The 23,572-nt window shown below is 66.3% G+C and carries 22 protein-coding genes; 19 read left to right on the top strand and 3 right to left on the bottom strand.

Going from position 1 to position 23,572, the window contains the following annotated elements; genetic code table 11:
• Positions 1 to 71 precede the first annotated feature (71 nt).
• On the bottom strand, positions 72 to 1,046 hold the full coding sequence (locus IPF36_RS31385) for an NADPH:quinone oxidoreductase family protein (protein ID WP_063238131.1): 975 nt from the start codon (positions 1,044 to 1,046) through the stop codon (positions 72 to 74).
• A gap of 220 nt (positions 1,047 to 1,266) precedes the next feature.
• On the opposite strand from IPF36_RS31385, the gene surE reads away from it, so the two are divergent.
• The 5 genes from surE to IPF36_RS31360 are packed head-to-tail and all read left to right on the top strand — an operon-like array spanning position 1,267 to position 5,864.
• Entirely contained in the window at positions 1,267 to 2,019 is a 753-nt protein-coding gene (gene surE, locus IPF36_RS31380; protein WP_133096541.1) for a 5'/3'-nucleotidase SurE, read from the top strand.
• Between the two features lie 28 nt (positions 2,020 to 2,047).
• Positions 2,048 to 2,968 (top strand): protein-L-isoaspartate(D-aspartate) O-methyltransferase, encoded by a 921-nt coding sequence (locus IPF36_RS31375; protein WP_133096540.1) that lies wholly within the window; start codon positions 2,048 to 2,050, stop codon positions 2,966 to 2,968.
• 8 nt (positions 2,969 to 2,976) lie between these two features.
• Entirely contained in the window at positions 2,977 to 3,840 is an 864-nt protein-coding gene (locus tag IPF36_RS31370) for a peptidoglycan DD-metalloendopeptidase family protein (protein ID WP_195431956.1), read from the top strand.
• Positions 3,841 to 3,846: 6 nt separating this feature from the next.
• Positions 3,847 to 5,028, top strand: coding sequence for an RNA polymerase sigma factor RpoS (rpoS, locus tag IPF36_RS31365; protein ID WP_133096538.1), 1,182 nt, complete (start codon positions 3,847 to 3,849; stop codon positions 5,026 to 5,028).
• Positions 5,025 to 5,864, top strand: a complete 840-nt coding sequence (locus tag IPF36_RS31360) for a 3'-5' exonuclease (RefSeq protein WP_133096537.1) — start codon at positions 5,025 to 5,027, stop codon at positions 5,862 to 5,864. Before rpoS ends, IPF36_RS31360 begins: the two co-directional genes overlap by 4 nt.
• Before the next feature lie 43 nt (positions 5,865 to 5,907).
• On the opposite strand, the gene IPF36_RS31355 is transcribed toward IPF36_RS31360, so the two are convergent.
• Positions 5,908 to 6,762 carry an endonuclease/exonuclease/phosphatase family protein gene (locus IPF36_RS31355; RefSeq protein WP_195431955.1) on the bottom strand — a complete coding sequence of 285 codons (855 nt, stop codon included), beginning with the start codon at positions 6,760 to 6,762 and terminating at the stop codon, positions 5,908 to 5,910.
• A 236-nt stretch (positions 6,763 to 6,998) separates the two neighbouring features.
• Here IPF36_RS31355 and rlmD point away from each other — a divergent pair, with 236 nt between their 5' ends.
• Positions 6,999 to 8,303: a 23S rRNA (uracil(1939)-C(5))-methyltransferase RlmD gene (rlmD, locus tag IPF36_RS31350; RefSeq protein ID WP_255519963.1), complete on the top strand. Its 1,305-nt coding sequence runs from the start codon at positions 6,999 to 7,001 to the stop codon at positions 8,301 to 8,303.
• A 65-nt stretch (positions 8,304 to 8,368) separates the two neighbouring features.
• Here rlmD and IPF36_RS31345 read toward each other — a convergent pair whose 3' ends face one another.
• Entirely contained in the window at positions 8,369 to 9,073 is a 705-nt protein-coding gene (locus IPF36_RS31345; RefSeq protein ID WP_133096535.1) for a Bax inhibitor-1/YccA family protein, read from the bottom strand.
• Positions 9,074 to 9,445: 372 nt separating this feature from the next.
• On the opposite strand from IPF36_RS31345, the gene ndk reads away from it, so the two are divergent.
• The 13 genes from ndk (at position 9,446) to hflC (ending at position 23,524) form a co-directional block, all read left to right on the top strand.
• The gene (gene ndk, locus IPF36_RS31340) at positions 9,446 to 9,871 is read left to right on the top strand and encodes a nucleoside-diphosphate kinase (protein ID WP_010809422.1); all 426 of its coding nucleotides are present in this window, start codon (positions 9,446 to 9,448) and stop codon (positions 9,869 to 9,871) included.
• A gap of 36 nt (positions 9,872 to 9,907) precedes the next feature.
• Entirely contained in the window at positions 9,908 to 11,062 is a 1,155-nt protein-coding gene (rlmN, locus tag IPF36_RS31335) for a 23S rRNA (adenine(2503)-C(2))-methyltransferase RlmN (RefSeq protein WP_195431953.1), read from the top strand.
• Complete coding sequence (pilW, locus tag IPF36_RS31330; RefSeq protein WP_135705508.1) at positions 11,059 to 11,838, top strand: type IV pilus biogenesis/stability protein PilW; 780 nt, start codon at positions 11,059 to 11,061, stop codon at positions 11,836 to 11,838. The genes rlmN and pilW overlap by 4 nt, the downstream gene beginning before the upstream one ends.
• A complete protein-coding gene (locus tag IPF36_RS31325) occupies positions 11,831 to 12,823 on the top strand; it encodes a RodZ domain-containing protein (protein WP_133096532.1) in 993 nt (330 codons plus the stop codon). Before pilW ends, IPF36_RS31325 begins: the two co-directional genes overlap by 8 nt.
• A gap of 52 nt (positions 12,824 to 12,875) precedes the next feature.
• The gene (gene ispG / locus IPF36_RS31320; protein WP_133096531.1) at positions 12,876 to 14,168 is read left to right on the top strand and encodes a flavodoxin-dependent (E)-4-hydroxy-3-methylbut-2-enyl-diphosphate synthase; all 1,293 of its coding nucleotides are present in this window, start codon (positions 12,876 to 12,878) and stop codon (positions 14,166 to 14,168) included.
• 38 nt (positions 14,169 to 14,206) lie between these two features.
• Positions 14,207 to 15,601 (top strand): histidine--tRNA ligase, encoded by a 1,395-nt coding sequence (gene hisS / locus IPF36_RS31315; protein ID WP_133096530.1) that lies wholly within the window; start codon positions 14,207 to 14,209, stop codon positions 15,599 to 15,601.
• A 63-nt stretch (positions 15,602 to 15,664) separates the two neighbouring features.
• Positions 15,665 to 16,297 carry a tetratricopeptide repeat protein gene (locus IPF36_RS31310; RefSeq protein ID WP_135705507.1) on the top strand — a complete coding sequence of 211 codons (633 nt, stop codon included), beginning with the start codon at positions 15,665 to 15,667 and terminating at the stop codon, positions 16,295 to 16,297.
• A gap of 50 nt (positions 16,298 to 16,347) precedes the next feature.
• Positions 16,348 to 17,523 carry an outer membrane protein assembly factor BamB gene (gene bamB, locus IPF36_RS31305; protein ID WP_133096528.1) on the top strand — a complete coding sequence of 392 codons (1,176 nt, stop codon included), beginning with the start codon at positions 16,348 to 16,350 and terminating at the stop codon, positions 17,521 to 17,523.
• Between the two features lie 224 nt (positions 17,524 to 17,747).
• Positions 17,748 to 19,091, top strand: coding sequence for a ribosome biogenesis GTPase Der (der, locus tag IPF36_RS31300; RefSeq protein WP_133096527.1), 1,344 nt, complete (start codon positions 17,748 to 17,750; stop codon positions 19,089 to 19,091).
• Between the two features lie 211 nt (positions 19,092 to 19,302).
• Positions 19,303 to 19,542, top strand: coding sequence for an RNA chaperone Hfq (hfq, locus tag IPF36_RS31295; RefSeq protein WP_029046151.1), 240 nt, complete (start codon positions 19,303 to 19,305; stop codon positions 19,540 to 19,542).
• Positions 19,543 to 19,831: 289 nt separating this feature from the next.
• A complete protein-coding gene (gene hflX / locus IPF36_RS31290; RefSeq protein WP_135705506.1) occupies positions 19,832 to 21,076 on the top strand; it encodes a GTPase HflX in 1,245 nt (414 codons plus the stop codon).
• A 172-nt stretch (positions 21,077 to 21,248) separates the two neighbouring features.
• Positions 21,249 to 22,604, top strand: a complete 1,356-nt coding sequence (gene hflK, locus IPF36_RS31285; RefSeq protein ID WP_135705505.1) for an FtsH protease activity modulator HflK — start codon at positions 21,249 to 21,251, stop codon at positions 22,602 to 22,604.
• 11 nt (positions 22,605 to 22,615) lie between these two features.
• A complete protein-coding gene (hflC, locus tag IPF36_RS31280) occupies positions 22,616 to 23,524 on the top strand; it encodes a protease modulator HflC (RefSeq protein ID WP_133096524.1) in 909 nt (302 codons plus the stop codon).
• The last annotated feature ends 48 nt before the right edge of the window (positions 23,525 to 23,572 follow it).

The following is a 23,572-nucleotide window of genomic DNA, read 5'->3' as shown; positions in this document are numbered from 1 at the left end:
CGCCTCTCTTATCGGCGGCGGGCAGGGCGCCCGCCGCCTGGCGCGTGCTTCAGCGCACGCCGAGGGCACGATTAGGGCACGATCACGATCTTGCCGGTCACCTTGCGCGCTTCCATGTCCTTGAGCGCCTGCGGCGCCTGTTCCAGCGGATAGCGCGCCGAGATATGCGGACGGATCTTGCCTTCCTTCATCCAGCCCAGCATCTGCGCCATGTTGGCCTGGTTGGCCTTAGGCTCGCGGCGCACGAAGTCGCCCCAGAACACGCCCACCAGCGATGCGCCCTTGAGCAGCGCCAGGTTCAGCGGCAGCCTCGGGATCTCGCCATTGGCAAAACCCACCACCAGGTAGCGGCCGCGCCAGCCGATCGAGCGGAACGCCGGCTCGGCATAGATGCCGCCCACCGGATCGTAGACCACATCCGGGCCCTTGCCGTCGGTCAGCGCCTTGACGCGCTCGCGGAGGTCTTCGGTGCTGTAGTTGATCAGCGCATCGGCTCCGTGCTCCTTGCACACCGCCAGCTTTTCGTCGGTAGACGCGGCGGCGATCACGCGCGCGCCGATGGCCTTGCCGATCTCGATCGCCGCGATGCCCACGCCGCCGGCCGCACCCAGCACGAGCATGGTCTGGCCCGCCTTCAGCTCGCCGCGGTCGATCACCGCATGGTGCGAAGTGCCGTAGGTCAGCGTGAAGGCCGCGGCGGTCTCGAAGTCGATGCCCGGCGGCATCGGCACCACCGAGGCGGCGGGCGCCTTGGCCTGCGTGGCAAATGCGCCATTGCCCAGGTAGGCGATGACCTTGTCGCCCGGCTTGACGTGGGTGACGCCTTCGCCCACAGCATTGACCACGCCGGCCAGCTCGGAGCCGGGGCTGAACGGCAGCGCAGGCTTGGCCTGGTATTTGTTCTGGATGATGAGCACATCCGGGAAGTTGACGGCGGCCGCCTTCACGTCGATGACCACTTCGCCAGCGCCCGGCACCAGGTCAGGCAGGGTTTCCACGGTCAGGGAATCAGGGGGGCCCCAGGCTTTGCACAGTACGGCTTTCATCTTGTCTCCGTTTCGATGTGTATGGCTTCCGCGCCAGTCAAGCTTAAGCGGGCGGGCAGGGCAAGTGTAGCGTACAAATAGCACGGTCGTTCTGTTCCATGCCGAACCCGCGGGGGCGGTTATTTGCGCCCTGCATACCGGCTCGCGGCGTGCGCCCGGACGGGATTCCGGCGCGGCGCACGGGGCGCTTGTGCGGCGCGCGCTCAGGTACAATCGCGCCATGCATATCCTCCTTGCCAACGATGACGGTTATCTCGCGCCGGGATTGGCCGTTCTGCATGCTGCGCTCGCCCCGCTGGGCCGGATTACGGTCATTGCGCCCGAGCAGAACCACAGCGGCGCTTCCAACTCCCTGACGCTGCAGCGCCCGCTGTCGATCTACGAAGCGCGCGAAGGCGTGCAGAAGGGATTCCGCTTCGTCAACGGCACGCCGACCGACTGCGTGCACATCGCGCTGACCGGGCTGCTGGATGAGAAGCCCGACCTGGTGGTGTCCGGCATCAACCAGGGACAGAACATGGGCGAGGACGTGCTGTATTCCGGCACCGTCGCCGCCGCCATCGAAGGCTATCTGCTCGGCATCCCGTCGGTGGCCTTCTCGCAGGTCGACAAGGGCTGGGAGCATCTCGATGCAGCCGCGCGCATCGCGCGCACCGTGGTCGAGCGCATCATCAGCCAGCCGCCCGCCGAGCCCTTCCTGCTCAACGTCAATATCCCGAGCCTGCCGTTCGAACATATCAAGGGCTATCGCGCCACGCGCCTGGGCAAGCGCCATCCTTCCCAGCCGGTGATCACGCAGGTGAATCCGCGCGGCGACACCAACTACTGGATCGGCCCGGCCGGCGATGCGCGCGATGCCAGCGAAGGCACGGACTTCCATGCCACTGCCGCCGGCTATGTCTCGCTGACGCCGTTGCAGCTCGACCTGACCCACCGCGGGCAGCTCGACGCGCTCGACCAGTGGCTGAAATAGGCAGCCGCTCCGCAGTGTCGCGCCCCCGATGAGTTCCACGCCCCGACGCAACAAGTTCCCCCTGCCGCTGGACGCGGTCGTCGAACGCAAGCCCGCACCGGCACGCACCGCTGGCATGCCTGCCGTCGACGCGCGGCGCACGGGGACGGCAGCCGCGCCGCCCCCGAAACCCGCCAAGCCAAGGCTGCCGCGTACAGCCGCGCCTGCGCCGGCGCCCGCACCCGCGAGCGCCGTGGAGCAGCGCGCCTCGGCGGCTACGGCCGGCGGCGGGGGCATGGCTTCCGCGCGTGCGCGTGCCGCGCTGGCGGGCCGACTGCGCGCCGGCGGCATCCGCGACGAGCGCGTGCTGTCGGCCATCGCCACGGTGCCGCGCCACCTGTTCGTCGAGCCGGGGCTGGCCTCGCAGGCGTATGAAGACGCCGCGCTGCCGATCGGCCACCAGCAGACCATTTCCAAACCGTCGGTGGTGGCGCGCATGATCGAACTGCTGCGCGACGGCCTGGCCGCCGACACGCCGCTGGAGCGCGTGCTGGAGATCGGCACCGGCTGCGGCTACCAGGCCGCGGTGCTGAGCCAGGTGGCGCGCGAAGTCTTCTCGATCGAGCGCATCCGGCCGCTGCACGAACAGGCCAAGGCGAACCTGCGCCCGCTGCGCGTACCCAACCTGCGCCTGCACTATGGCGACGGCATGCTCGGGCTGCCGCAGGCGGCCCCGTTCTCGGCCATCATCCTGGCCGCTGCCGGCATGGAGGTGCCACAGGCGCTGCTGGAACAGCTGGAGGTAGGCGGGCGGCTGATCGCCCCGGTGGCCGTGGTGCCGCCGGCGGGCGTGCCCGGCCAGACGGTGACGCAGCAGCTGCTGCTGATCGAGCGGCGCAACCGCCATCGCTTTCACCGAACCGCGCTTGAAGCCGTTTTCTTTGTGCCCTTAAAATCGGGCACCATCTGAGTCGAACTATGCACAACATCGTGAAATCGCAATATTTCGCACGCGCCGGTCAACTTTTTACGGCTTCCGCGCTGACGGCCCTGCTGGCCGCCTGCGCTAATTCGCCGATGCCGGCCCCTGTCGTTGACCGCACCTCCACCTCGGGCGCTGCCGCCGCGTCGATGGAGCCGGCACCGCCTGGATACTATCGGGTCAAGCGAGGCGATACGCTTTATCGAATCGCCCTGGAAAACGGCCAGTCGTACCGTGACGTCGCGACCTGGAACAACCTGTCCAATGTGAACCAGATCGAAGTTGGCCAGTTGTTGCGCATCGTGCCTCCGGGTGCCGACGTCAACGCTGCGCCCGGGGTTTCCACCACGCCGATCGCCCCGGCCACGGTGCAGTCCCAGCCGATCGACCAGGCGCGCCCGGTGGGCACGCCCGCAGCACCGCCTGCCGCCGCAGCGGCGGCGCCGGCAACGCCCGCGGCAGCGGCCGCCACCCCCGCCGCGCCGGCCGCTGACGGCGCGATCAAGCTGGCCTGGCCGGCAGCCGGCCAGATGGTCGGTAAATTCGATGACAAGGGCAATAAAGGCATCGATATTGCGGGCAAGAAGGGCGATGCGGTGCTGGCCGCCGACGATGGCCGAGTGATTCACGTTGGCCCCTTGCGCGGCTACGGGAATCTTGTCATCATCAAACACAACGAGACATTTCTTACTGCGTACGGGCACAACGAAAAGGTGCTCGTGGCAGAGCAATCCGCGGTCCGCAAGGGCCAGAAGATTGCGGAGATGGGCAACAGTGATACCGACCGGGTGAAGCTTCACTTCGAAGTTCGCAAGAACGGAAAACCGGTTGATCCGATGCGGTACCTGCCGCCACAGTGAGGGTTCATGCCACGCCAGAAAACCGTCTCCTCCGGAACAACTGTCAGCAGGGCTCGCCGTCCCAAGCAGCCGGAAGTGAAGGCTGGTGTGGCACATCCCGACGAGCACGCCGACGCGCAAGCGTTCGAGCCCGATCTCGCTGCCGACCTGATTCCCGCGACCGACGAGCCGATCGCCACGTCCACTTCGGTGGGCCTGCGCGAAGCGGACCTGCTCGCCGACGACAACGACCGCCATCTGCGCGATGATGACGATGACGAGTCCGAGGACGAGGAAGACAGCGAAGGCGAGAACGGCAGCGACGGCGCAGCGGCCGAGCACGATGACTTCCGCACGGTGCTGCATACCGAGCTGGCCGCCGACACCGTCCAGCATTACCTGAACCGCATCAGCATCAAGCCGCTGCTGTCCGCGCCGGAGGAACTGCATTTTTCCACGCTGGCCAAGGACGGCGACTTTGCCGCGCGCCAGGTCATGATCGAGCGCAACCTGCGGCTGGTGGTCAGCATCGCCAAGGGTTACCTCAATCGCGGCGTGCCGCTGCTCGACCTGATCGAGGAAGGCAACCTGGGCCTGATGCACGCGATCGAGAAATTCGATCCGTCGCGCGGGTTCCGCTTCTCGACCTATGCGACCTGGTGGATCCGCCAGAGCATCGAGCGCGCCATCATGAACCAGGCCCGCACCGTTCGCCTGCCGGTGCACGTGATCCGTGAACTGAACCAGGTGCTGCGCGCCAAGCGCCATCTGGAGAAGGGCGGCACCGACGGGCGCGATGCCAGCCTGGAAGACATCGCCCACCTGCTGGGCAAGACGCCGGACGAAGTGCAGGACGTCCTGGCACTCAACGAACATACCACCTCGCTCGATACGCCGTTCGACCTCGATCCCGGCTCGAGCCTCCTGGATTTCCTCTCCGACGAGCACAACGCCGCCCCCGACCAGGAGGTGGCGCACCGCGAGCTGGAAGGGCTGATGAAGCTCTGGCTGGCACGCCTGTCGGAAAAGCATCGCTATGTGGTGGAGCGCCGCTTCGGCCTCAACCATATCGAGCCCGCCACGCTGGAAGAGCTCGCCGAGGAGATGGGCCTCACGCGCGAGCGCGTACGCCAGATCCAGCAGGAGGCGCTGGTCAAGCTCAAGCGGCATTTCGCTTCGCAAGGTGTCAGGAAGGACGCCGTTTTATGACCCCTGTGCTGGTATTCGACATCGAGACCATTCCCGATGTCGCCGGCCTGCGCCGTTTGCATGACCACCCCGATGCAATGAGCGACGGCGAAGTCGCCGAACACGCCTTCGCCGCCCGCCGCGAGAAAACCGGCAGCGATTTCCTGCCGCACTACCTTCAGCGTGTCGCCGCGATTTCCTGCGTGCTGCGGCGCACGCACCGCGATGGCTCGGCGGTGTTCCATGTGGGCTCGCTCGGCACCATCGAGGACAACGAAGCCACGCTGATCCAGAAGTTCTACGAACTGATCGCCCGCTACAGCCCGCAACTGGTTTCATGGAACGGTGGCGGATTCGATCTCCCCGTGCTGCATTACCGCGGCCTGGTCAACGGCGTCACCGCGCCGCGCTACTGGGAGATGGGCGAGGGCCGCGACGAAGATAGCCGTGACTTCAAGTGGAACAACTACATCAGCCGCTACCACATGCGGCACCTGGACTTGATGGACCTGCTGGCGATGTACCAGCCGCGCGCCAGCGCGCCGCTGGATGACCTCGCCAAGCTCTGCGGTTTCCCGGGCAAGATGGGGATGGATGGCAGCAAGGTCTGGCATGCTTACCAGGCTGGCCAGCTCGACGAGATCCGCGCCTACTGCGAGACCGACGTCGTCAATACCTACCTGATGTACTGCCGTTTCCAGCTGATGCGCGGCGGCATGTCGCCGCGCGAGTTCGACATGGAGATGGAACTCGTTCAGGAATCGCTGGCGGAACTGCCTGGCGAACAGTGGATGGAATACCTGCAGGCCTTCCGCCTGCAGCGCCTCACGCCCGAAGCCGACGACTTCGAGGACTGATCGCGCCTGCGCCCGCGGACACCCGCCGGCGGGCGCCACGGCCTTAAAGGTCCAGCGATAGCAGGATCGGCTGGTGGTCCGAGTCGGCCGTATCTGCGTTGATCTCGCAACGCCGGATCCGCGCGGCCAGGTTGTCCGTGACGAACATGAAGTCGCAGGCGAACGGTGGCTCGGGCCATTGCTCCTTGTCATGGATGGCGCAGGTCGGCGCGTGCGGCTGGCCGGGATGTGTGAGCAGCCAGGCGTCGCGCCATGGCGTGGTGGCGTCGTCGAACGGCTCCAGCATGCGCCGATAGGCAATGTCGTCGGGTTTGCTGTTGAAATCGCCGCACAGGATGGCTTCGGCGGGGCGCGGTTCCGGCGTGAACGGCCCGGGCCACTTCTCGCTGCGGCCCGGGCGACGCGCGTGGTCGCAGGCCTGGGCATGCCAGTCGCGCAGGGCTTCGGCCTGCGCCGCGCGCTGGAGCGCCGAGTAATACTCAAGGTGCGTGCAGATCACGCGCAGCGACTGCGTGCCGGCTTCGACAGTGACTTCCAGCGCAACGCGCGGCATCGACGCCACTTGCGGGTCCGCCGGCCACGGCAAGGCGTGCCGGAATACCTCGCGTACTGGTAGCCGCGTGGCGATCAGGTTGCCGAATTGCTTGTGTGTGCCGTTGCGGTCGCGCCGGTCCACGCCTGACGCAAAGAGCAGGTGATAGCCTGGCAGCAGGGCGGTCAGTTCGGCAACCTGGTCGATGCCTGGCTCGCCGCGCAGTTCACCGAATCCGCGCGTGACTTCCTGCAGGCAGATCACATCGACATCGGCCATCGCGTGCAGTGTGTCCACCTGCCGCGCCAGGTCCACACGCCCGTCCGCGCCGCGGCCCCATTGGATATTCCAAGAAATCAGTTCCATGCGACGCCTCCATCGTTGACCCGGCCGGTCTGGCATACAATCGCGCTTTCGTAAAACAATACGTCAGGTTTTATCTGGTGTCCCAAGCCGTGTCCTCCCCACAAGAAACGACCGCCGTCGCGCCCGAATCAGCTGCACCGGGTGCCGCTCCCGCCGCAAAAGAGCCCCGTGGCCGTGGCAATGCCAATGGCAATGCTCCGGGCGTCGACCCCGTGGTGTCGATCGACAGCCTCGACATGGAGGCACGCGGCGTCGGCCGCCTGGTGAACGAGGACGGCACGCCTGGCAAGGTGATCTTCGTCGAAGGCGCATTGCCGGGCGAGACCGTCAGTTATCGCAGCTACCGGCGCAAGCCCAGCTTCGAGCAGGCGCACCTCGGCGAAGTCCTGCAAGAATCGGTGATGCGCGTAAAGCCGGGCTGCCAGCATTTCGGTGTCTGCGGCGGGTGCTCGATGCAGCATCTGGATTCGCGCGCGCAGCTTGCGATCAAGCAGCGCGTGCTGGAAGACAACTTGTGGCACCTGTCCAAGGTGAAGCCCGACGTGGTGTTCCGGCCGATCGCCGGTCCGGACTGGGGCTACCGCTACCGCGCGCGCCTGACCGTGCGCCACGTGGTGAAGAAGGGCGGCGTGCTGGTGGGCTTCCATGAGCGCAAGAGCAGCTATGTCGCCGACATGACGCGTTGTGAAATCCTGCCGCCGCATGTCTCGGCGATGCTGGTGCCGCTGCGCGAACTGGTGGCGGGCCTGTCGATCCGCGACCGCATGCCGCAGATCGAGCTGGCCGTCGGGCATGAAGTGACGGCGCTGGTGCTGCGCATCCTCGAGCCGCTGACCGATGCCGACAAGGACCTGCTGCGCGCCTTCGCCGATAAATACAAGGTGCAGTTCTGGCTGCAGCCGAAGGGGCCGGACACGGTCTACCCGTTCTACCCGACCGACGTCGAGCTGGCCTATACGCTGCCGGAATTCGGCATCCGCATGCCGTTCAAGCCGACCGACTTCACGCAGGTGAACCACCAGATCAATCGCGTGCTGATCGGCCGCGCGCTGCGCCTGCTCGATGCGCAGCCGGGCGACCGCCTGCTCGACCTGTTCTGCGGCATCGGCAATTTCACGCTGCCGCTGGCCACGCAGGGCAAGTCGGTGATGGGCATCGAGGGCAGCGAGGCGCTGACCACGCGCGCACTGGCCAATGCGGAATACAACGGGCTGGCCGCCAAAACCGAGTTCGCGTGCCGCAACCTGTTCGAAGTCACTGCCGACGACATCGCCGCGCTGGGCCGCTTCGACCGCTGGCTGGTCGATCCGCCGCGCGAAGGCGCGCTCGCGGTGAGCAAGGCGCTCGGCGAGCTGGCGCAGCAGGGCAGCCACGTGCTGCCGCGGCGCATCGTCTACGTGTCGTGCAGTCCCGCCACGCTGGCGCGCGATGCCGGCCTGCTGGTGCACGAGGCGGGCTACCGCCTGAGCGGCGCCGGCGTGGTCAATATGTTCCCCCACACGTCGCACGTGGAGTCGATTGCGGTATTCGACCGCGACTGACCGCGCCGTGCGCCAAAAGAAAAAGCCGGCCTTGGCCGGCTTTTTTCATGCCGCGGCGTTTGCCGTCATTCCCGGCTGCCGCCGAAGATGCCCAGCAGCGCCAGCAGGTTGGCGAAGACGTTGTACACGTCGAGGTAGATCGCCAGCGTGGCGGTGATGTAGTTGGTCTCGCCGCCGTTCACCACGCGCTGTACATCGAACAGGATGTAAGCCGAGAAGATACCGATCGCGATCACCGACACCGTGATCATCAGCGACGGCAGCTGCAGCCAGATATTGGCAACGCTGGCCAGGATCAGCAGGATCAGGCCGACGAACAGGAACTTGCCCAGGCCGGAAAAATCGCGCTTGCTGACGGTGGCGATGGTCGCCATCGCGCCGAACACTGCCGCCGTGCCGCCAAAGGCGTACATGATCAGCGCCGGTCCGTTGGAAAACGCCAGCGTTGCGCTGATCAGGCGCGACAGCATCAGTCCCATGAAGAACGTGAATGCCAGCAACAGCACCACGCCCATGCTGCTGTTCTTGGTTTTCTCGATGGCGAAGAAGAACCCGAACGCGATGGCCAGGAACAGGATTAGCGACAGGCCGGGGCTGCCCGCCATGAAGCTGAAGCCGGTGGCCACGCCGACCCATGCACCCAGCACGGTGGGGATCATCGAAAGGGCCAGCAGCCAGTAAGTGTTGCGCAAGACCCGGTTGCGAACGACGACGTCAGTGACGGTCGACGCACTGTTGCCGAAACCGTAGGTATTCAGCTTGTTATCCATGGTGACTCCTGTCTCGAAACGGTGAGGCGCCGGGCCTGTCCGAAATAAAGAGAATTTTCGGATCGACCGCGGACGGAACCATCGTCAATGTGGCATCTGGTTGGCCGAATTGCAAGGGCGGGGTAATCCCGCAGGCACCCGCGCCCCTGTTTCGGCCTGTTCCGTGCTGCCTTCGTTTGACGGACGCCGGGGCGCCACGTTCCAGACATGACGAGGATGTAATGTGCAGCCAGTGCTACTTGCGGCCAGGATGTGGCTTTTGACCGGTGACACCCGCGCCAGAGCGGCCCAGACCCTCGAAAGGGTCATCGTCTTCGTGCTAGAATTGCACGTTTAATCCATTTGTAACCCCTTCATTTTTCGGAGTTTTTCATGGCGATCGAACGCACCCTGTCGATTATCAAGCCGGATGCCGTGGCCAAGAACGTCATCGGCCAGATCTACGCCCGTTTCGAGGCCGCCGGCCTGAAGATCGTTGCTGCCAAGATGGTGCACCTGTCGCGCGGTGAAGCCGAGCAGTTCTATGCTGTGCACAAGGAGCGTCCGTTCTTCAAGGATCTGGTCGACTTCATGGTTTCCGGCCCGGTCATGATCCAGGCCCTGGAAGGCGAAAACGCCATCGCCAAGAACCGTGACCTGATGGGCGCCACCGACCCGAAGAAGGCCGAGAAGGGCACCATCCGCGCCGACTTCGCCGACAGCATCGACGCCAACGCCGTGCACGGCTCGGACGCCGCCGAAACCGCTGCCGTGGAAGTTTCCTTCTTCTTCCCGGGCATGAACGTCTACAGCCGCTAATTGGCTGCTGACTGAACTGAAGCCGAGTTTGCCGTCATGAACGATCTCGTCAACCTGCTCGACCTCGACGCGGACGCGCTCACCGCCTATTGCGGCGAGCTCGGCGAGAAGCCGTTCCGTGCGCGGCAACTGCAACGCTGGATCCACCACTACGGTGCCAGCCGTTTCGACGCCATGTCGGATCTCGCCAAGTCGCTGCGCGAAAAGCTCTCGACCCGGGCCGAGATCCGCGCGCCTGCCGCCATCACCGACAACCTGTCGGCCGACGGCACGCGCAAGTGGCTGCTCGACGTCGGTGAGGGCAATGCGGTGGAAACGGTGTACATCCCCGAGGAAACGCGCGGCACGCTGTGCGTCTCCTCGCAGGCGGGCTGCGCGGTCAACTGCCGCTTCTGCTCGACCGGCAAGCAGGGCTTTTCGCGCAACCTGACCACGGGCGAAATCATTGGCCAGCTGTGGATGGCGGAGTTTGCCATGCGCGAGCAGCTGGGCCGAGGCCCCAAGGACGACCGCGTCATCTCCAACGTGGTGATGATGGGCATGGGCGAGCCGCTGCTGAACTACGATGCCGTGGTGCCGGCCATGCGGCTGATGCTGGACGACAACGCCTACGGCCTGTCGCGCCGCCGCGTGACCCTGTCCACTTCCGGCGTGGTGCCGATGATGGACCGGCTGTCCAAGGACCTGCCGGTGGCGCTCGCCGTGTCGCTGCACGCGTCCAACGACGCCTTGCGCGACGTGCTGGTGCCGCTGAACAAGAAATACCCGCTGGCCGAACTGATGGCGGCATGCCGCCGCTACCTGGAATTCGCGCCGCGCGATTTCATTACTTTCGAATACTGCATGCTGGACGGCGTCAACGATGGCGTCGAGCATGCGCGGGAACTGCTGAAGCTTGTCGCCGACGTGCCGTGCAAGTTCAACCTGATCCCGTTCAACCCGTTCCCCGAATCGGGCCTGAAGCGTTCCAACAACGAGCAGATCCGGCGCTTCGCGCAGGTGCTGATGGACGCGGGCATCGTGACCACCATCCGCAAGACGCGCGGCGACGATATCGACGCCGCCTGCGGACAGCTGGCCGGGGAAGTGAAGGACCGTACCCGCCTGGCCGAGCGCGGCAAGTTCGGCAAGATCACGCCACTGGTGCCGGTCAACAGCGCCGGCCAGCCTCGGGAGGCTCGCCCTGCATGATCCGTCTGATCGCTGCGGCCCTGTTCGGGCTGCTGATGTTGTCCGGCTGCCAGCTGCCGCACTCGCCGGCTCAGGATCTCCAGACCGCTTCCGACCAGACCGATGCAAGGCGCCGCGCCGGCATCCGGCTGCAGCTGGCCACCAACTATCTCGAAGCCGGCCAGAATGCGGTCGCGCTTGACGAGATCAAGCAGGCGATCGCCATCGATCCGTCGCTCGCGGATGCCTACCATGTGCGCGCGCTGATCTACATGAATATGAACGAGCAGGCGCTGGCCGACGACAGCTTCCGCACCGCGGTATCGATGCGCGGCAACGACGGCGACCTGCTCAACAACTATGGCTGGTTCCTGTGCCAGTCGGGCCGCTATGGCGAGGCCGTGCCGATGCTGCAGCGCGCCGTGTCGGCGCCGTCGGCCGGTGGTCCGGTGAAACCGCTGATCAGCCTGGGTGCGTGCGAGCTGCGTCGCGGCAACAGCGCCGAGGCGGAAAAGAATCTGAAGGCCGCACTAGGCTACGACCGCAACAATCCGGTGGCAAACACCAATCTGGCGCTGGTCTACTACCGGCGCGGCGATTTCGCGCAGGCCCGGCAGTATGCCCAGCGCGTCAACAGCAGCCAATTTGCCAGTGCGCAATCCCTCTGGCTGGGAGCGCGCATTGCACACCGCCAGGGCGATGGCCGCACGCAGGATGCGCTGGTCGCGCAGCTGCGCAGCCGCTTCCCCGATTCGCGTGAGTTGACCGCATACGAACAAGGAGCATGGGATGAGTGAGCACGACCGCGCCGCAGGCCAGGCCGTACCGACGCAATACGTCGGCGGTGGCGCGCACGAAGGAGAACGCGAAGCCGCAGCGCGCGAGATTGGCGCGGCACTGGCGCGCGAGCGCGAAGCGCAGCGGCTGTCGGTGGAAGATGTCAGCGCACGCCTGAAAGTGGCGGCGCCAAAGCTGCGCGCGATCGAAGCCGGCGACCTGCAGTCGCTGCCCGACGTCACTTTCGCCAAGGGCGTGATGCGGGCCTACGCGCGCATGCTGCATGTCGATATCGACGCGCTGCTGGCGCGCTTCCAGCCTCCGGTGGCACCGGTCAACGAAATCGCGCGCCAGCGCGAGGGCAGCCTCAATGCGGCGTTCGACGACCGCAAGCGCTTCCGCAGCGGCGGAGCTGGCGGCCGCTGGGTCTGGCTGGCGCTGGTGGCGGTGGTGCTGGCCGCCGGTGGCTGGTTCGGCCTGGACCATATCCGCCAGTGGATCGAGACCCGCAGCAGCGCGACCGAGACTGCCGTGACGGAAGAACATGCCGCCGCGCAACCGACCGAGCCCGGCACGGTGACCGCAGCGCTGCCGCCGGTAATGGCCGCCGCCGACTCGCCGGCGCCCTCGGCCGAAACCACGCCGGTCAGCGCCGCGGTCGCGACTGCCGCGCCGGCATCGGCCGTGGCTGCCGTGCCAGTTGTTGCGCCCATTGTTGCGCCGGCCGCAGCAACGCCCGCGCCGGTGCCCGCAGCGCCTGCGGGCGCCGGCGAACTGCAGATCCGCTTCGCCGCCGACACCTGGTATGAAGTCCGCGACAGCAGCGGCAAGATCGTGCTGGGCGGCACGGCCAAGGCCGGCCAGGCCGTGGCCGGCGGCGGCAAGGCCCCGTACAAGGTGGTGATCGGCAACGTCAAGGGTGTCGAGTCGATGACGCGCAACGGCGAGCCGGTCGACCTGAAGGCAGCCAACCGCAACAACGTGGCGCGCCTGACGCTGCCCTGATCCGGGCCGGCGAAAGGTGCGGCGCAGTGCGTCTTTGCAAGGTGGTAATGCTATGAACCAACAGCTCTGTCTCCCGGTCCTGCCCGGCTCGCTGCCGCGCCGCCAGACGCGCCAGGCGCGCGTCGTGTGGGGCGATAACGTGGTGACCATCGGCGGCGATGCGCCGGTGCGCGTGCAGTCGATGACCAACACGGACACGGTCGACGCCATCGGCACGGCGATCCAGGTGAAGGACCTGGCGCGCGCGGGTTCGGAAATCGTGCGCATCACGGTGAACACGCCCGAGGCCGCCGCCGCGGTGCCGTCGATCCGTGAGCAGCTCGACCGCATGGGCGTCGACGTGCCGCTGGTGGGCGACTTCCACTACAACGGCCACAAGCTGCTGCAGGACTATCCGGCCTGCGCCGAGGCGCTGTCCAAGTACCGCATCAACCCGGGCAACGTGGGGCAGGGCGCCAAGCGCGACACGCAGTTCGCGCAGATGATCGAGATGGCGTGCCGCTACAACAAGCCGGTGCGCATTGGCGTGAACTGGGGCAGCCTGGACCAGGACCTGCTGGCGCGCATCATGGACGAGAACGCGTCGCGCGCCGAGCCTTGGCCGGCGCAGAGCGTGATGATCGAGGCGCTGATCACCTCGGCGATCGATTCGGCGAAAAAGGCTGAAGAGATCGGCCTGCCGGGCAGCCAGATCATCCTGTCGTGCAAGGTATCGCAGGTGCAGGAGCTGATCGCGGTCTACCGCGAACTGGCGCGCCGCTGCGACTATGCGCTGCACCTGGGCCTGACCGAGGCCGGCATGGGCAGCAAGGGCATCGTCGCCTCCACGGCGGCGCTGTCGGTGCTGCTGCAGGAAGGCATCGGCGACACGGTCCGCATCTCGCTGACGCCGGAACCCGGCGCGCCGCGCGAGAAGGAAGTGTATGTGGGGCAGGAAATCCTGCAGACCATGGGCCTGCGCAACTTCACCCCGATGGTGATTGCATGCCCGGGATGTGGCCGCACCACCAGCACGGTGTTCCAGGAGCTCGCGGCAAGCATCCAGACGTACCTGCGCGAGCAGATGCCGCATTGGAAAACCGCCTATCCGGGCGTCGAGGAAATGGATGTGGCCGTGATGGGCTGCATCGTCAACGGCCCGGGCGAGAGCAAGCACGCCAATATCGGCATTTCGCTGCCGGGCTCGGGCGAGTCGCCCGCGGCGCCGGTGTTCGTCGACGGCGTCAAGGTAAAGACGCTGCGCGGCGAGCGCATTGCCGAGGAATTTCAGGCGATCGTCGACGAGTACGTTCGCACGCATTACGGCCCGGGTGCTGCACGGGCCGATAAAGAAGTGGCAGCCTGAGCCGCACCGGCCAGGCCCCAGAAGCTGACAAGAACAGAATGACGCAATCCGACAACGCAGCCGCCGCCGGCGCTGCCAAGACTGAACCGAAGGCTGAACTGAAAGCCGAGCAGAAGGTGAAGCCCGCCAAGGCGCTGCAGGGCGTGAAGGGCATGAACGACATGCTTCCGGCCGACGCGCCGCTGTGGGAGCATTTCGAGAATGCCGCCCGCGCCATGTTGCGCGCCTACGGCTACCAGCAGCTGCGCACGCCGATCGTCGAGCACACGCAGCTGTTCGTGCGCGGCATCGGCGAGGTGACCGACATCGTCGAGAAGGAGATGTACTCCTTCACCGATGCGCTCAACGGCGAGCAGCTGACGTTGCGTCCCGAAGGGACCGCCGCCGCCGTGCGCGCGACCATCGAGCACAACCTTCTGTACGACGGCCCCAAGCGCCTGTGGTACACCGGCCCGATGTTCCGCCACGAGCGCCCGCAGCGCGGCCGCTATCGCCAGTTCCACCAGCTGGGCGCCGAGGCGCTGGGCTTTGCCGGTCCGGACGTCGACGCCGAGATCATCCTGATGTGCCAGCGCCTGTGGGACGACCTGGGCCTGGTCGGCGTGCGCCTGGAGATCAATTCGCTGGGGCAGGCCAATGAGCGTGCCGCCCACCGCGAGGAGCTGATCAAGTACCTGGAGGGCTTCCAGGACATCCTGGACGATGACAGCAAGCGCCGCCTGTACACCAACCCGCTGCGCGTGCTGGATACCAAGAATCCGGCGCTGCAGGAAATGGCCGCCAATGCGCCCAAGCTGATCGACTTCCTGGGCGAAGAGTCGCTGGCTCACTTCGAGGGCGTGCAGCGCCTGCTCAAGGCCAACAACATCCCCTTCAAGATCAATCCGCGCCTGGTGCGCGGGCTGGACTACTACAACCTGACGGTGTTCGAGTGGATCACCGACAAGCTCGGCGCGCAGGGCACCATCGCCGGCGGCGGCCGCTATGACCCGCTGATCGCGCAGATGGGCGGCAAGCCGGCACCGGCTTGCGGCTGGGCCATGGGCGTCGAGCGCATCATCGAGCTGATCCGCGAAGAGGGCGTGGTGCCCGACGCCGCGGGTTGCGATGTCTACCTCGTGCACCAGGGCGAAGCCGCCGCGCAGCAGGCGATGGTCGCGGCCGAGCGGCTGCGCGACGCCGGCCTGGACGTGGTGCTCCACGCCAGCCCCGACGGCAAGGGCGGCAGCTTTAAGTCGCAGATGAAGCGCGCCGACGCAAGCGGCGCGGCCTATGCCGTTATCATTGGCGACGACGAAGTGGCCGCTGGCGTGGTCCAGGTCAAGGAACTTCGCCAGCGCGATCAGGCCGAAGGCGGTGGGCAACAGGCCACCGTGCAGGCCGAGGGCCTGGTCGACTACCTGATCGACGCCATGGTCGGCGCCAGCGAATAAGCGCGCCCGCCGCACCGTCATCCAAGACGCCCGTATCCAACCAACGCAGGTGATTGCCTCGACATGGCTTACGATCTAGAAGAACAGGAACAGCTTGAGAATCTGAAGGCCTGGTGGCGCCAGTACGGCAATGCGCTGACCTGGGTGGTCATCGCCGCGCTGCTGGCGTTTGCCGGCTGGAACGGCTGGAAGTACTGGGAGCGCAAGCAGGCCGGCGAGGCCGCGGTGCTGTACGAGCAGGTGCTCAAGGCCGCCGAGGCACGCGATGTCGAACGCATCAAGCGTGCGGCAACCGACCTCGAGGACAAGTACGGGCGTACCGCCTATGGCCAGATGAGCGCACTGGTCGCCGGCCGCGTGTTGTATGACGCGGGCGACCTGGCCGCGGCCAAGACCCAGCTGCAGTGGGCCATCGACCACGGCGACGAAGAATACGCGCATCTGGCGCGGGTGCGCCTGGCCGGCGTGCTGCTCGACGAAAAGGCTTATGACAAAGGCCTGGCGTTGCTGAAGGACGAACCGCCGGCAGCGTTCATGTCGCTGTATGCCGACCGCCGCGGCGACCTGCTCGCCGCGCAGGACAAGCGCGACGACGCGCGCGCCGCCTATCGCAAGGCGCTGGACAAGCTGGGCGAGGCCGAGCCGGCCACGCGCCAGATCATCCAGTTCAAGCTCGATGCGCTGGGCGCGGCCTGATGCGGCCGCGCGCGCTTTATAGCATCACGCAAAACCAGGACCGTAACCTTATGACGTCAGTGCTTTCCCGTGCCGTACACCGCCAGCGCGCCCGCGCCGTGACCCGTGCGCTGGTGGCGGCTGCCTGCCTGGCCGCGCTGGGCGGCTGCTCGCTGTTCAGCAAGGAAAACAAGCACCCGCCCGCCGAACTCAAGCCGGTCTCGGCCACGCTGACCGTGCGCCAGGCGTGGAAGGCCGATGTGGGCAAGAGCGGCCCGTATTCGATGCAGCCCGCCGCGGCGGGCAACAATGTCTATGTGTCGTCCAACAACGGCAACGTGATGGCGCTGGAAGGCGCCTCCGGGCGCGTGCTGTGGAAGGCCAAGACCGACCTGGACCTGACCTCCGGCCCGGGCAGCGATGGCTCGGTGACCGCGGTCGCCGGCGAGAAGGGCGCGATCTACGCCTTCGACGCCAGCGGCAAGCAGATCTGGAAGAAGCAGGTCAACGGCGAGGTGCTGTCCGCGCCGCTGGTCGGCAACGGCCTGGTGGTGGTGCGCACCACCGACACGCGCGTGTTCGGCCTCGACGCCGGGACCGGCGAGCGCCGCTGGATCTACCAGCGCTCGCAGACGCCGCTGAACCTGCGTGCCGCGATGGGGATGGTGTTTGCCGGTGACGGCATCGTGATGGGCTTTCCCGGCGGCAAGCTGGGCGTGCTGACGCCGGGCAACGGCGTGCTGCGTTGGGAAAGCACGATCTCCTATCCCAAGGGCGTATCCGAGATCGAGCGCCTGAACGATGTCACCGGCCAGCCGATGATCAGCGGCCGCCAGGTCTGCGCCACCACCTTCCAGGGACGCGTGGCCTGCCTTGAGCTGGCCAGCGGCCAGCCACAGTGGGGCAAGGATTTCTCGTCGCCGAGCGGCCCCGCGCAGGATGACAATGCCATCTATGCCAGCGACGAGCAGTCGGTGGTGCATGCCTTCGACCGCCAGAACGGCACCGAGCGCTGGAAGAACGACCAGATGCGCAACCGCCGCCTGGGTGCGCCGCTGGCACTGGGCCGCTCGGTGGTGATGGGCGACTTCGAAGGCTATGTCCACTTCCTGTCGCGCGAGGACGGCCAGGTCGTCGCCCGCATGAAGACCGATGGCAGCGCCATCACCGCCGCGCCGGTGGTGGCGGGGCAGACGCTGGTGATCCAGACCCGCGACGGCGACGTCTTCGGGTTCCAGCCGGGCTGACCAGCAAGCAGTGCGCGCTGCCGTACACCTGTCGGTACGGTGCGCGCCGAATCCGGTAGCATGATCCCTGGTCGTGCGGCAAATTGCGCAGCGGGTTGCTGACCGGCGCCGCGCCCCGACAGGACAAGCGGCAAGGGCGCCCACGGGTGCGCGTGCCGTTGGATCCATTGACTCCGGAGTAACCGGGGGGGCGGCAGGTGCCGGCCCCCGTTTCCGTTTATTGCATGAAACCAGTTATCGCACTTGTCGGCCGTCCCAATGTGGGGAAGTCGACGCTATTCAACCGCATGACCCGCTCGCGCGACGCCCTCGTCGCCGACCTGCCGGGCCTGACGCGCGACCGCCACTATGGCGAGGGCCGCGTCGGCGAGCGTCCGTTCATCGCCATCGACACCGGCGGCTTCGAGCCGGTGGTCAAGGAAGGCATCGTCGCCGAGATGGCCAAGCAGACCAAGCAGGCGGTGGTCGAGGCCGACGTGGTGATCTTTATCGTCGACGGCCGCCTCGGCCTGGCGCCGCAGGACCGCGCCATTGCCGACTACCTGCGCAAGACCGGCCGGCGCATCATGCTGGCGGTGAACAAGGCCGAGGGCATGAAGTACACCTCGGTTGCCGCGGATTTCTACGAGCTCGGCATGGGCGATCCGTACGCGATCTCCGCTGCCCACGGCGACGGCGTGCGCGAGCTGGTCGACGAAGCGATCGAGCTGGCGGTGCAGGAGCGCCCGGAACTGGCCGCCGAAGAGCCCGTGGACGGCAAGGGCGTCAAGATCGCCATCGTCGGGCGCCCCAATGTGGGGAAGTCCACGCTGGTCAATACGCTGATCGGCGAGGAGCGCGTGATCGCGTTCGACATGCCAGGCACGACCCGCGACGCCATCTACGTGGAATTCGAACGCGGCGGCAAGCCTTATACGCTGATCGACACGGCGGGCCTGCGCCGGCGCGGCAAGGTGTTCGAGGCGATTGAAAAATTTTCAGTGGTCAAGACGCTGCAATCGATCGCCGATGCCAACGTCGTGATCCTGCTGCTGGATGCGCAACAGGACATCTCCGACCAGGACGCGCATATCGCGGGCTTTATCGTTGAATCCGGCCGCGCGCTGGTGGTCGGCGTCAATAAATGGGACGGGCTGGACGGCCATACCCGCGACCGCATCAAGCACGACCTCGAGCGCAAGCTGCAATTCCTGAATTTCGCGAATTTCCACTTTGTGTCGGCGCGCGAGCGCACCGGCATCGGCGCGCTGATGCGTTCCGTCGACGACGCCTATGCCGCGGCCATGGTCAAGCTGCCGACGCCGCAGCTGACGCGCGTGCTGCAGGAAGCGGTCGAATTCCAGCAGCCCAAGCGCGTCGGCGCATCGCGTCCCAAGCTGCGCTATGCGCACCAGGGGGGCTCGAATCCGCCGATCATCGTGATCCATGGCAACGCGCTGTCAGGGGTTGCAGAGACCTATCGGCGGTATCTGGAAAACCGTTTCCGTGCGGCCTTCAAGCTCAAGGGCACCCCCCTGCGCATCGAATTCCGTACGAACAAAAATCCGTACGCGGACTCGAAGGATTGAGTCCGGAATCGGATCCTTGGCGGGGCCAGTTTTCGTTTGCGTTCGTTTGGAACTGCGGCTAAATTCACGGTAGCAGGGGGTTCCCTGTGCATTGACGCCGACTTGGTACCGTTTTTGATCTTTTTTCTGGCGCGTTTTTGCGCCGCTTGACTTGAACCGGGGAGTTCCATCCCCATCATTCACCACTAAACCTATAAATTTGGAGTGTGCCATGAGCAACAAAGGGCAACTGCTACAAGACCCGTTCCTGAACGCGCTGCGCAAAGAGCACGTGCCGGTGTCCATCTACCTCGTCAATGGCATCAAGCTGCAAGGCAATATCGAATCGTTCGATCAGTACGTCGTGCTGCTGCGTAACACTGTGACGCAGATGGTTTACAAGCATGCGATTTCCACCGTCGTTCCGGCGCGCGCGGTCAATTTCCGCGTGGATGATTCCTCCGAGAACTGATCTGCCTCACGGCCGCGGCAACCCGCGGTCGCGGACCCAAGGCATCGGCCTGGCGCCCTTCAGGGTTGCACCGGTGCCCGGTACCGGTGCGCCAGCGCGGCCGGTGCCTGCCGGACCGGCCGCGCATCTCGCCGCCGTGGCTTCCCGCCCGGTGCGGGCAGCCATCCCGGCCGGGGACAGGGCAGGGCGGGACTTCCGCCGGCCATCCCTGGAAACCATCGGAAAGCGTTCCGCTATTCCTTGCTATTCCTCTCGCTACCGCTAATTCCCAGCGCATTCGCGCCATCCCTTGGATCCCAGAGCTACTTCCAACACTGCCCCGTCGCGCGCCATCCTCGTCGGCGTCGATTTCGGCAAGCATGATTTCGAGGAAAGCCTCAGCGAGCTCGCCTTGCTGACCTCCACCGCCGGCTCGCTGCCGGTGCATACGCTGACGGGCCGCCGCTCGCGGCCGGATCCGGCGCTGTTTATCGGCTCGGGCAAGGCCGAGGAACTGAAGGAAGCCGCCGACGCGCTCGATGCCGACGTGGTCGTGTTCAACCACGCACTCAGCCCGGCGCAGCAGCGTAACCTCGAGCGCTTCCTGAACCGCCACGTGATCGACCGTACCGGCCTGATCCTGGACATCTTCGGGCAGCGCGCGCAGAGCCACGTCGGCAAGGTGCAGGTCGAGCTGGCGCAGGTGACGTACCGCGCCTCGCGGCTGGTGCGCGCGTGGAGCCACCTGGAGCGGCAGAAGGGCGGTATCGGCATGCGCGGCGGCCCCGGCGAGCGCCAGCTCGAGCTGGACCGGCGCATGCTGGACGACCGTGCCAAGCGGCTCAGGGCGGACCTCTCGCGGCTGCAGCGCCAGCACAGCACGCAGCGGCGCGCACGCGCGCGCAACGATACGCTCAGCATTTCGCTGGTGGGCTATACCAATGCCGGCAAGTCGACGCTGTTCAACGCGCTGACCAAGGCGCGCGCCTATGCCGCCGACCAGCTGTTCGCCACGCTCGATACCACCTCGCGGCGGCTGTTCCTGGACGGGCTGGGCAACGTGGTGCTGAGCGACACGGTCGGATTTATCCGCGACCTGCCCACGCAGCTGGTGGCGGCGTTCCGTGCCACGCTCGAGGAAACGGTCCATGCCGACCTGCTGCTCCATGTGGTCGATGCATCCAGTCCGGTGCGCCATGAGCAGATCGAACAGGTCAACCGCGTGCTGGCCGAGATCGACGCGTCCGACATCCCGCAGATCGTGGTGATGAACAAGATCGATGCGGCGCCCGAGTTGCTGGACCAGGGCCCGCGCACCGAGCGCGATGAAGACGGCATTCCCACCCGGGTGTTCCTGAGCGCGCGCGAAGGGATCGGCCTGGATGCGCTGCGCGAAGCGGTGGTCGAGGTGGCCCAGTGGCTGGCCAGCCGCCCGCCGGAGCCAGCGCCCTACGACCAGAGGCTGGGCGACGCCCATCTGTATGAGGGCAACGGCGACAGCGGCGATCTGGCAGGCGATGGCGCCGACGACGACCAGCTGGGGGCCAGGCCCTGAGCCGGGCCAGCGCGGAGTCTTGCGCGGCTCAGGTGCCGCAGTGGTGCCGCAGCGGCGCATCTGCGGCCCGATTCGGAGCGCCTTTCCACGGATTGGTCGCGATTTGGGTAAATGTGGCGCAGATGACTGCTAGAATCCCCCTGTTACAAACTTCCCCGGACCCGTGCACTTCATGCCCCAGTTTCCACGGAATGCTGATTCGAGCCTGACACCAGGCAGCCGCTTCGCGCCACGCGCGGGCTGGCAGCGCCTGCGCGCCATCTTCTCGCTGAACGATCCGCGCTGGGGTCGCAATGGTGACGACGACGACAAGAAGGACGGCCGCGACGACAACCGCCAGCAGAACCAGCGCCCGCAGCAGGATGGCGGCCCGCCGGATCTGGACGAACTGTGGCGCGACTTCAACCGCCGCCTGAACGGCCTGCTCGGCCGCAAGGAAAACGGCGGTGGCGGCAACCAGGGATTCGGCGGCCCGCGCACCCCGGGCAAGGGCTCGGGCGTGGGCGTCGGCGTGATCGTGGCCGCGGTGGTCGGCATCTGGCTGGCCAGCGGCTTCTTCATGGTGCAGGAAGGCCAGACCGCCGTGATCCTGCAGTTCGGCAAGTTCAAGTATTCGGCCGGTCCCGGCATCAACTGGCGGCTGCCCTGGCCGATCCAGTCGGCCGAGGTTGTCAACCTGTCGGCGGTGCGCTCGGTCGAAGTGGGCCGTTCCACCTCGATCAAGGACAGCAACCTGAAAGACTCGTCGATGCTGACGCAGGACGAGAACATCATCGACGTGCGCTTCACCGTGCAGTACGTCATCCAGGACGCGACCGAGTTCCTGTTCTTCAACAAGACCGACCGCGGCGGCGACGAGGAGCTGGTGACCCAGGCCGCCGAGACCTCGGTGCGCGAGATCGTCGGCCGCAACAAGATGGATGCGGTGCTGTACGAGAACCGCGAGCAGATCGCGCAGGGGCTGGCCAAGTCGATCCAGGCCATCCTGTCGGCCTACAAGACTGGCATCCGCGTGCTGTCGGTCAACGTGCAGAGCGTGCAGCCGCCCGAGCAGGTGCAGGCCGCGTTCGATGACGTCAACAAGGCCAGCCAGGACCGCGAGCGCGCGATCAGCGAAGGCCAGGCCTATGCCAATGACATCATCCCCCGCGCCAAGGGTACCGCGGCGCGCCTGATGGAAGAGGCCGAAGCCTACCGCTCGCGCGTGGTGGCGCAGGCCGAGGGCGATGCCTCGCGCTTCCGCTCGGTGCAGGCCGAATACGCCAAGGCGCCGCAGGTGACGCGCGACCGGATCTATCTCGAAACCATGCAGCAGATCTACACCAATTCGACCAAGGTGCTGGTGGACGCGCGCCAGGGCAACAATCTTCTTTACCTGCCGCTGGACAAGCTGATGGCGCAAGCTGGCGACGGCCGAGCGGCCACCCCTGGCCAGCCGGGAGCCGGCACGCCGGCGCCGGCTCCCGAGACTTCGCCGGATACCCGGTCGCGCGAATCGCTGCGCAACCGTGACCGCGACTCGCGCTGAGGAGACCCGTCATGAACCGACTGATTTCCTTCGCGATCGGCTTTTTCATCCTGCTGGCCGTGCTGTCGTCGATGCTGTTCGTGGTCGACCAGCGCCAGTACGCCGTGGTGTTCGCCTTCGGCGAGATCAAGCAGGTGGTGCGCGAGCCCGGCCTGCATTTCAAGCTGCCGCCGCCGTTCCAGAACGTGGTCTTCATGGACCGCCGCCTGCAGACCATCGACGTGGCCGCCAACGAGCGCTTCCTGACCGCCGAGAAGAAGAGCATGGTGGTGGACTGGTTCGTCAAGTGGCGCATCACCGATCCGCGCAAGTTCTTCGTCGCCTTCGGCGGCAACCTGCGCGGCGCCCAGGACCGCATGACCCAGCGTATCGATGCCGTGGCGCGCGAGGAGTTCGGCAGGCGCACCGTGGCCGACGTGGTCGCGGGCGAGCGCGAGCAGGTGATGCAGGCCATCCGCAGCGGCATGGTCGAATACGCCAAGTCGGTGGGTGTCGAGATCCTGGACGTGCGCCTGAAGCGCGTCGACCTGCTGCCGGCGATCAGCGAATCGGTGTACCGCCGCATGGAGGCCGAGCGCAAGCGCGTGGCCAACGAGCTGCGCTCCACCGGCGCCGCCGAGGGCGAAAAGATCCGCGCCGACGCCGACCGCCAGCGCGAAGTGGTGCTGGCCGAGGCCTATCGCGATGCCCAGGTGATCAAGGGCAACGGCGATGCCAAGGCGTCGCAGATCTACGGCGATGCCTTTGGCCGCGACCCGCAGTTCGCGCAGTTCTGGCGCAGCATGGAAGCGTATCGCAACACCTTCCGCGACAAGCGCGACGTGCTGGTGCTGGAGCCCAATTCCGAGTTCTTCCGCTATATGCGTTCCAGCGGGGGCGCCGCGGCGGCCGCGTCCGGCGGGTCCGGAGGCAAGCGCTAGAACGTCCGCTTGTCCGTGTGGCGAATTGACAAAACCCCGGCTTGCCGG

This window comes from Cupriavidus sp. IK-TO18 (genome assembly GCF_015549295.1).
GTDB classification, from domain to species: domain Bacteria; phylum Pseudomonadota; class Gammaproteobacteria; order Burkholderiales; family Burkholderiaceae; genus Cupriavidus; species Cupriavidus oxalaticus_A.
This window is presented reverse-complemented; position numbering and strand designations above follow the sequence as displayed.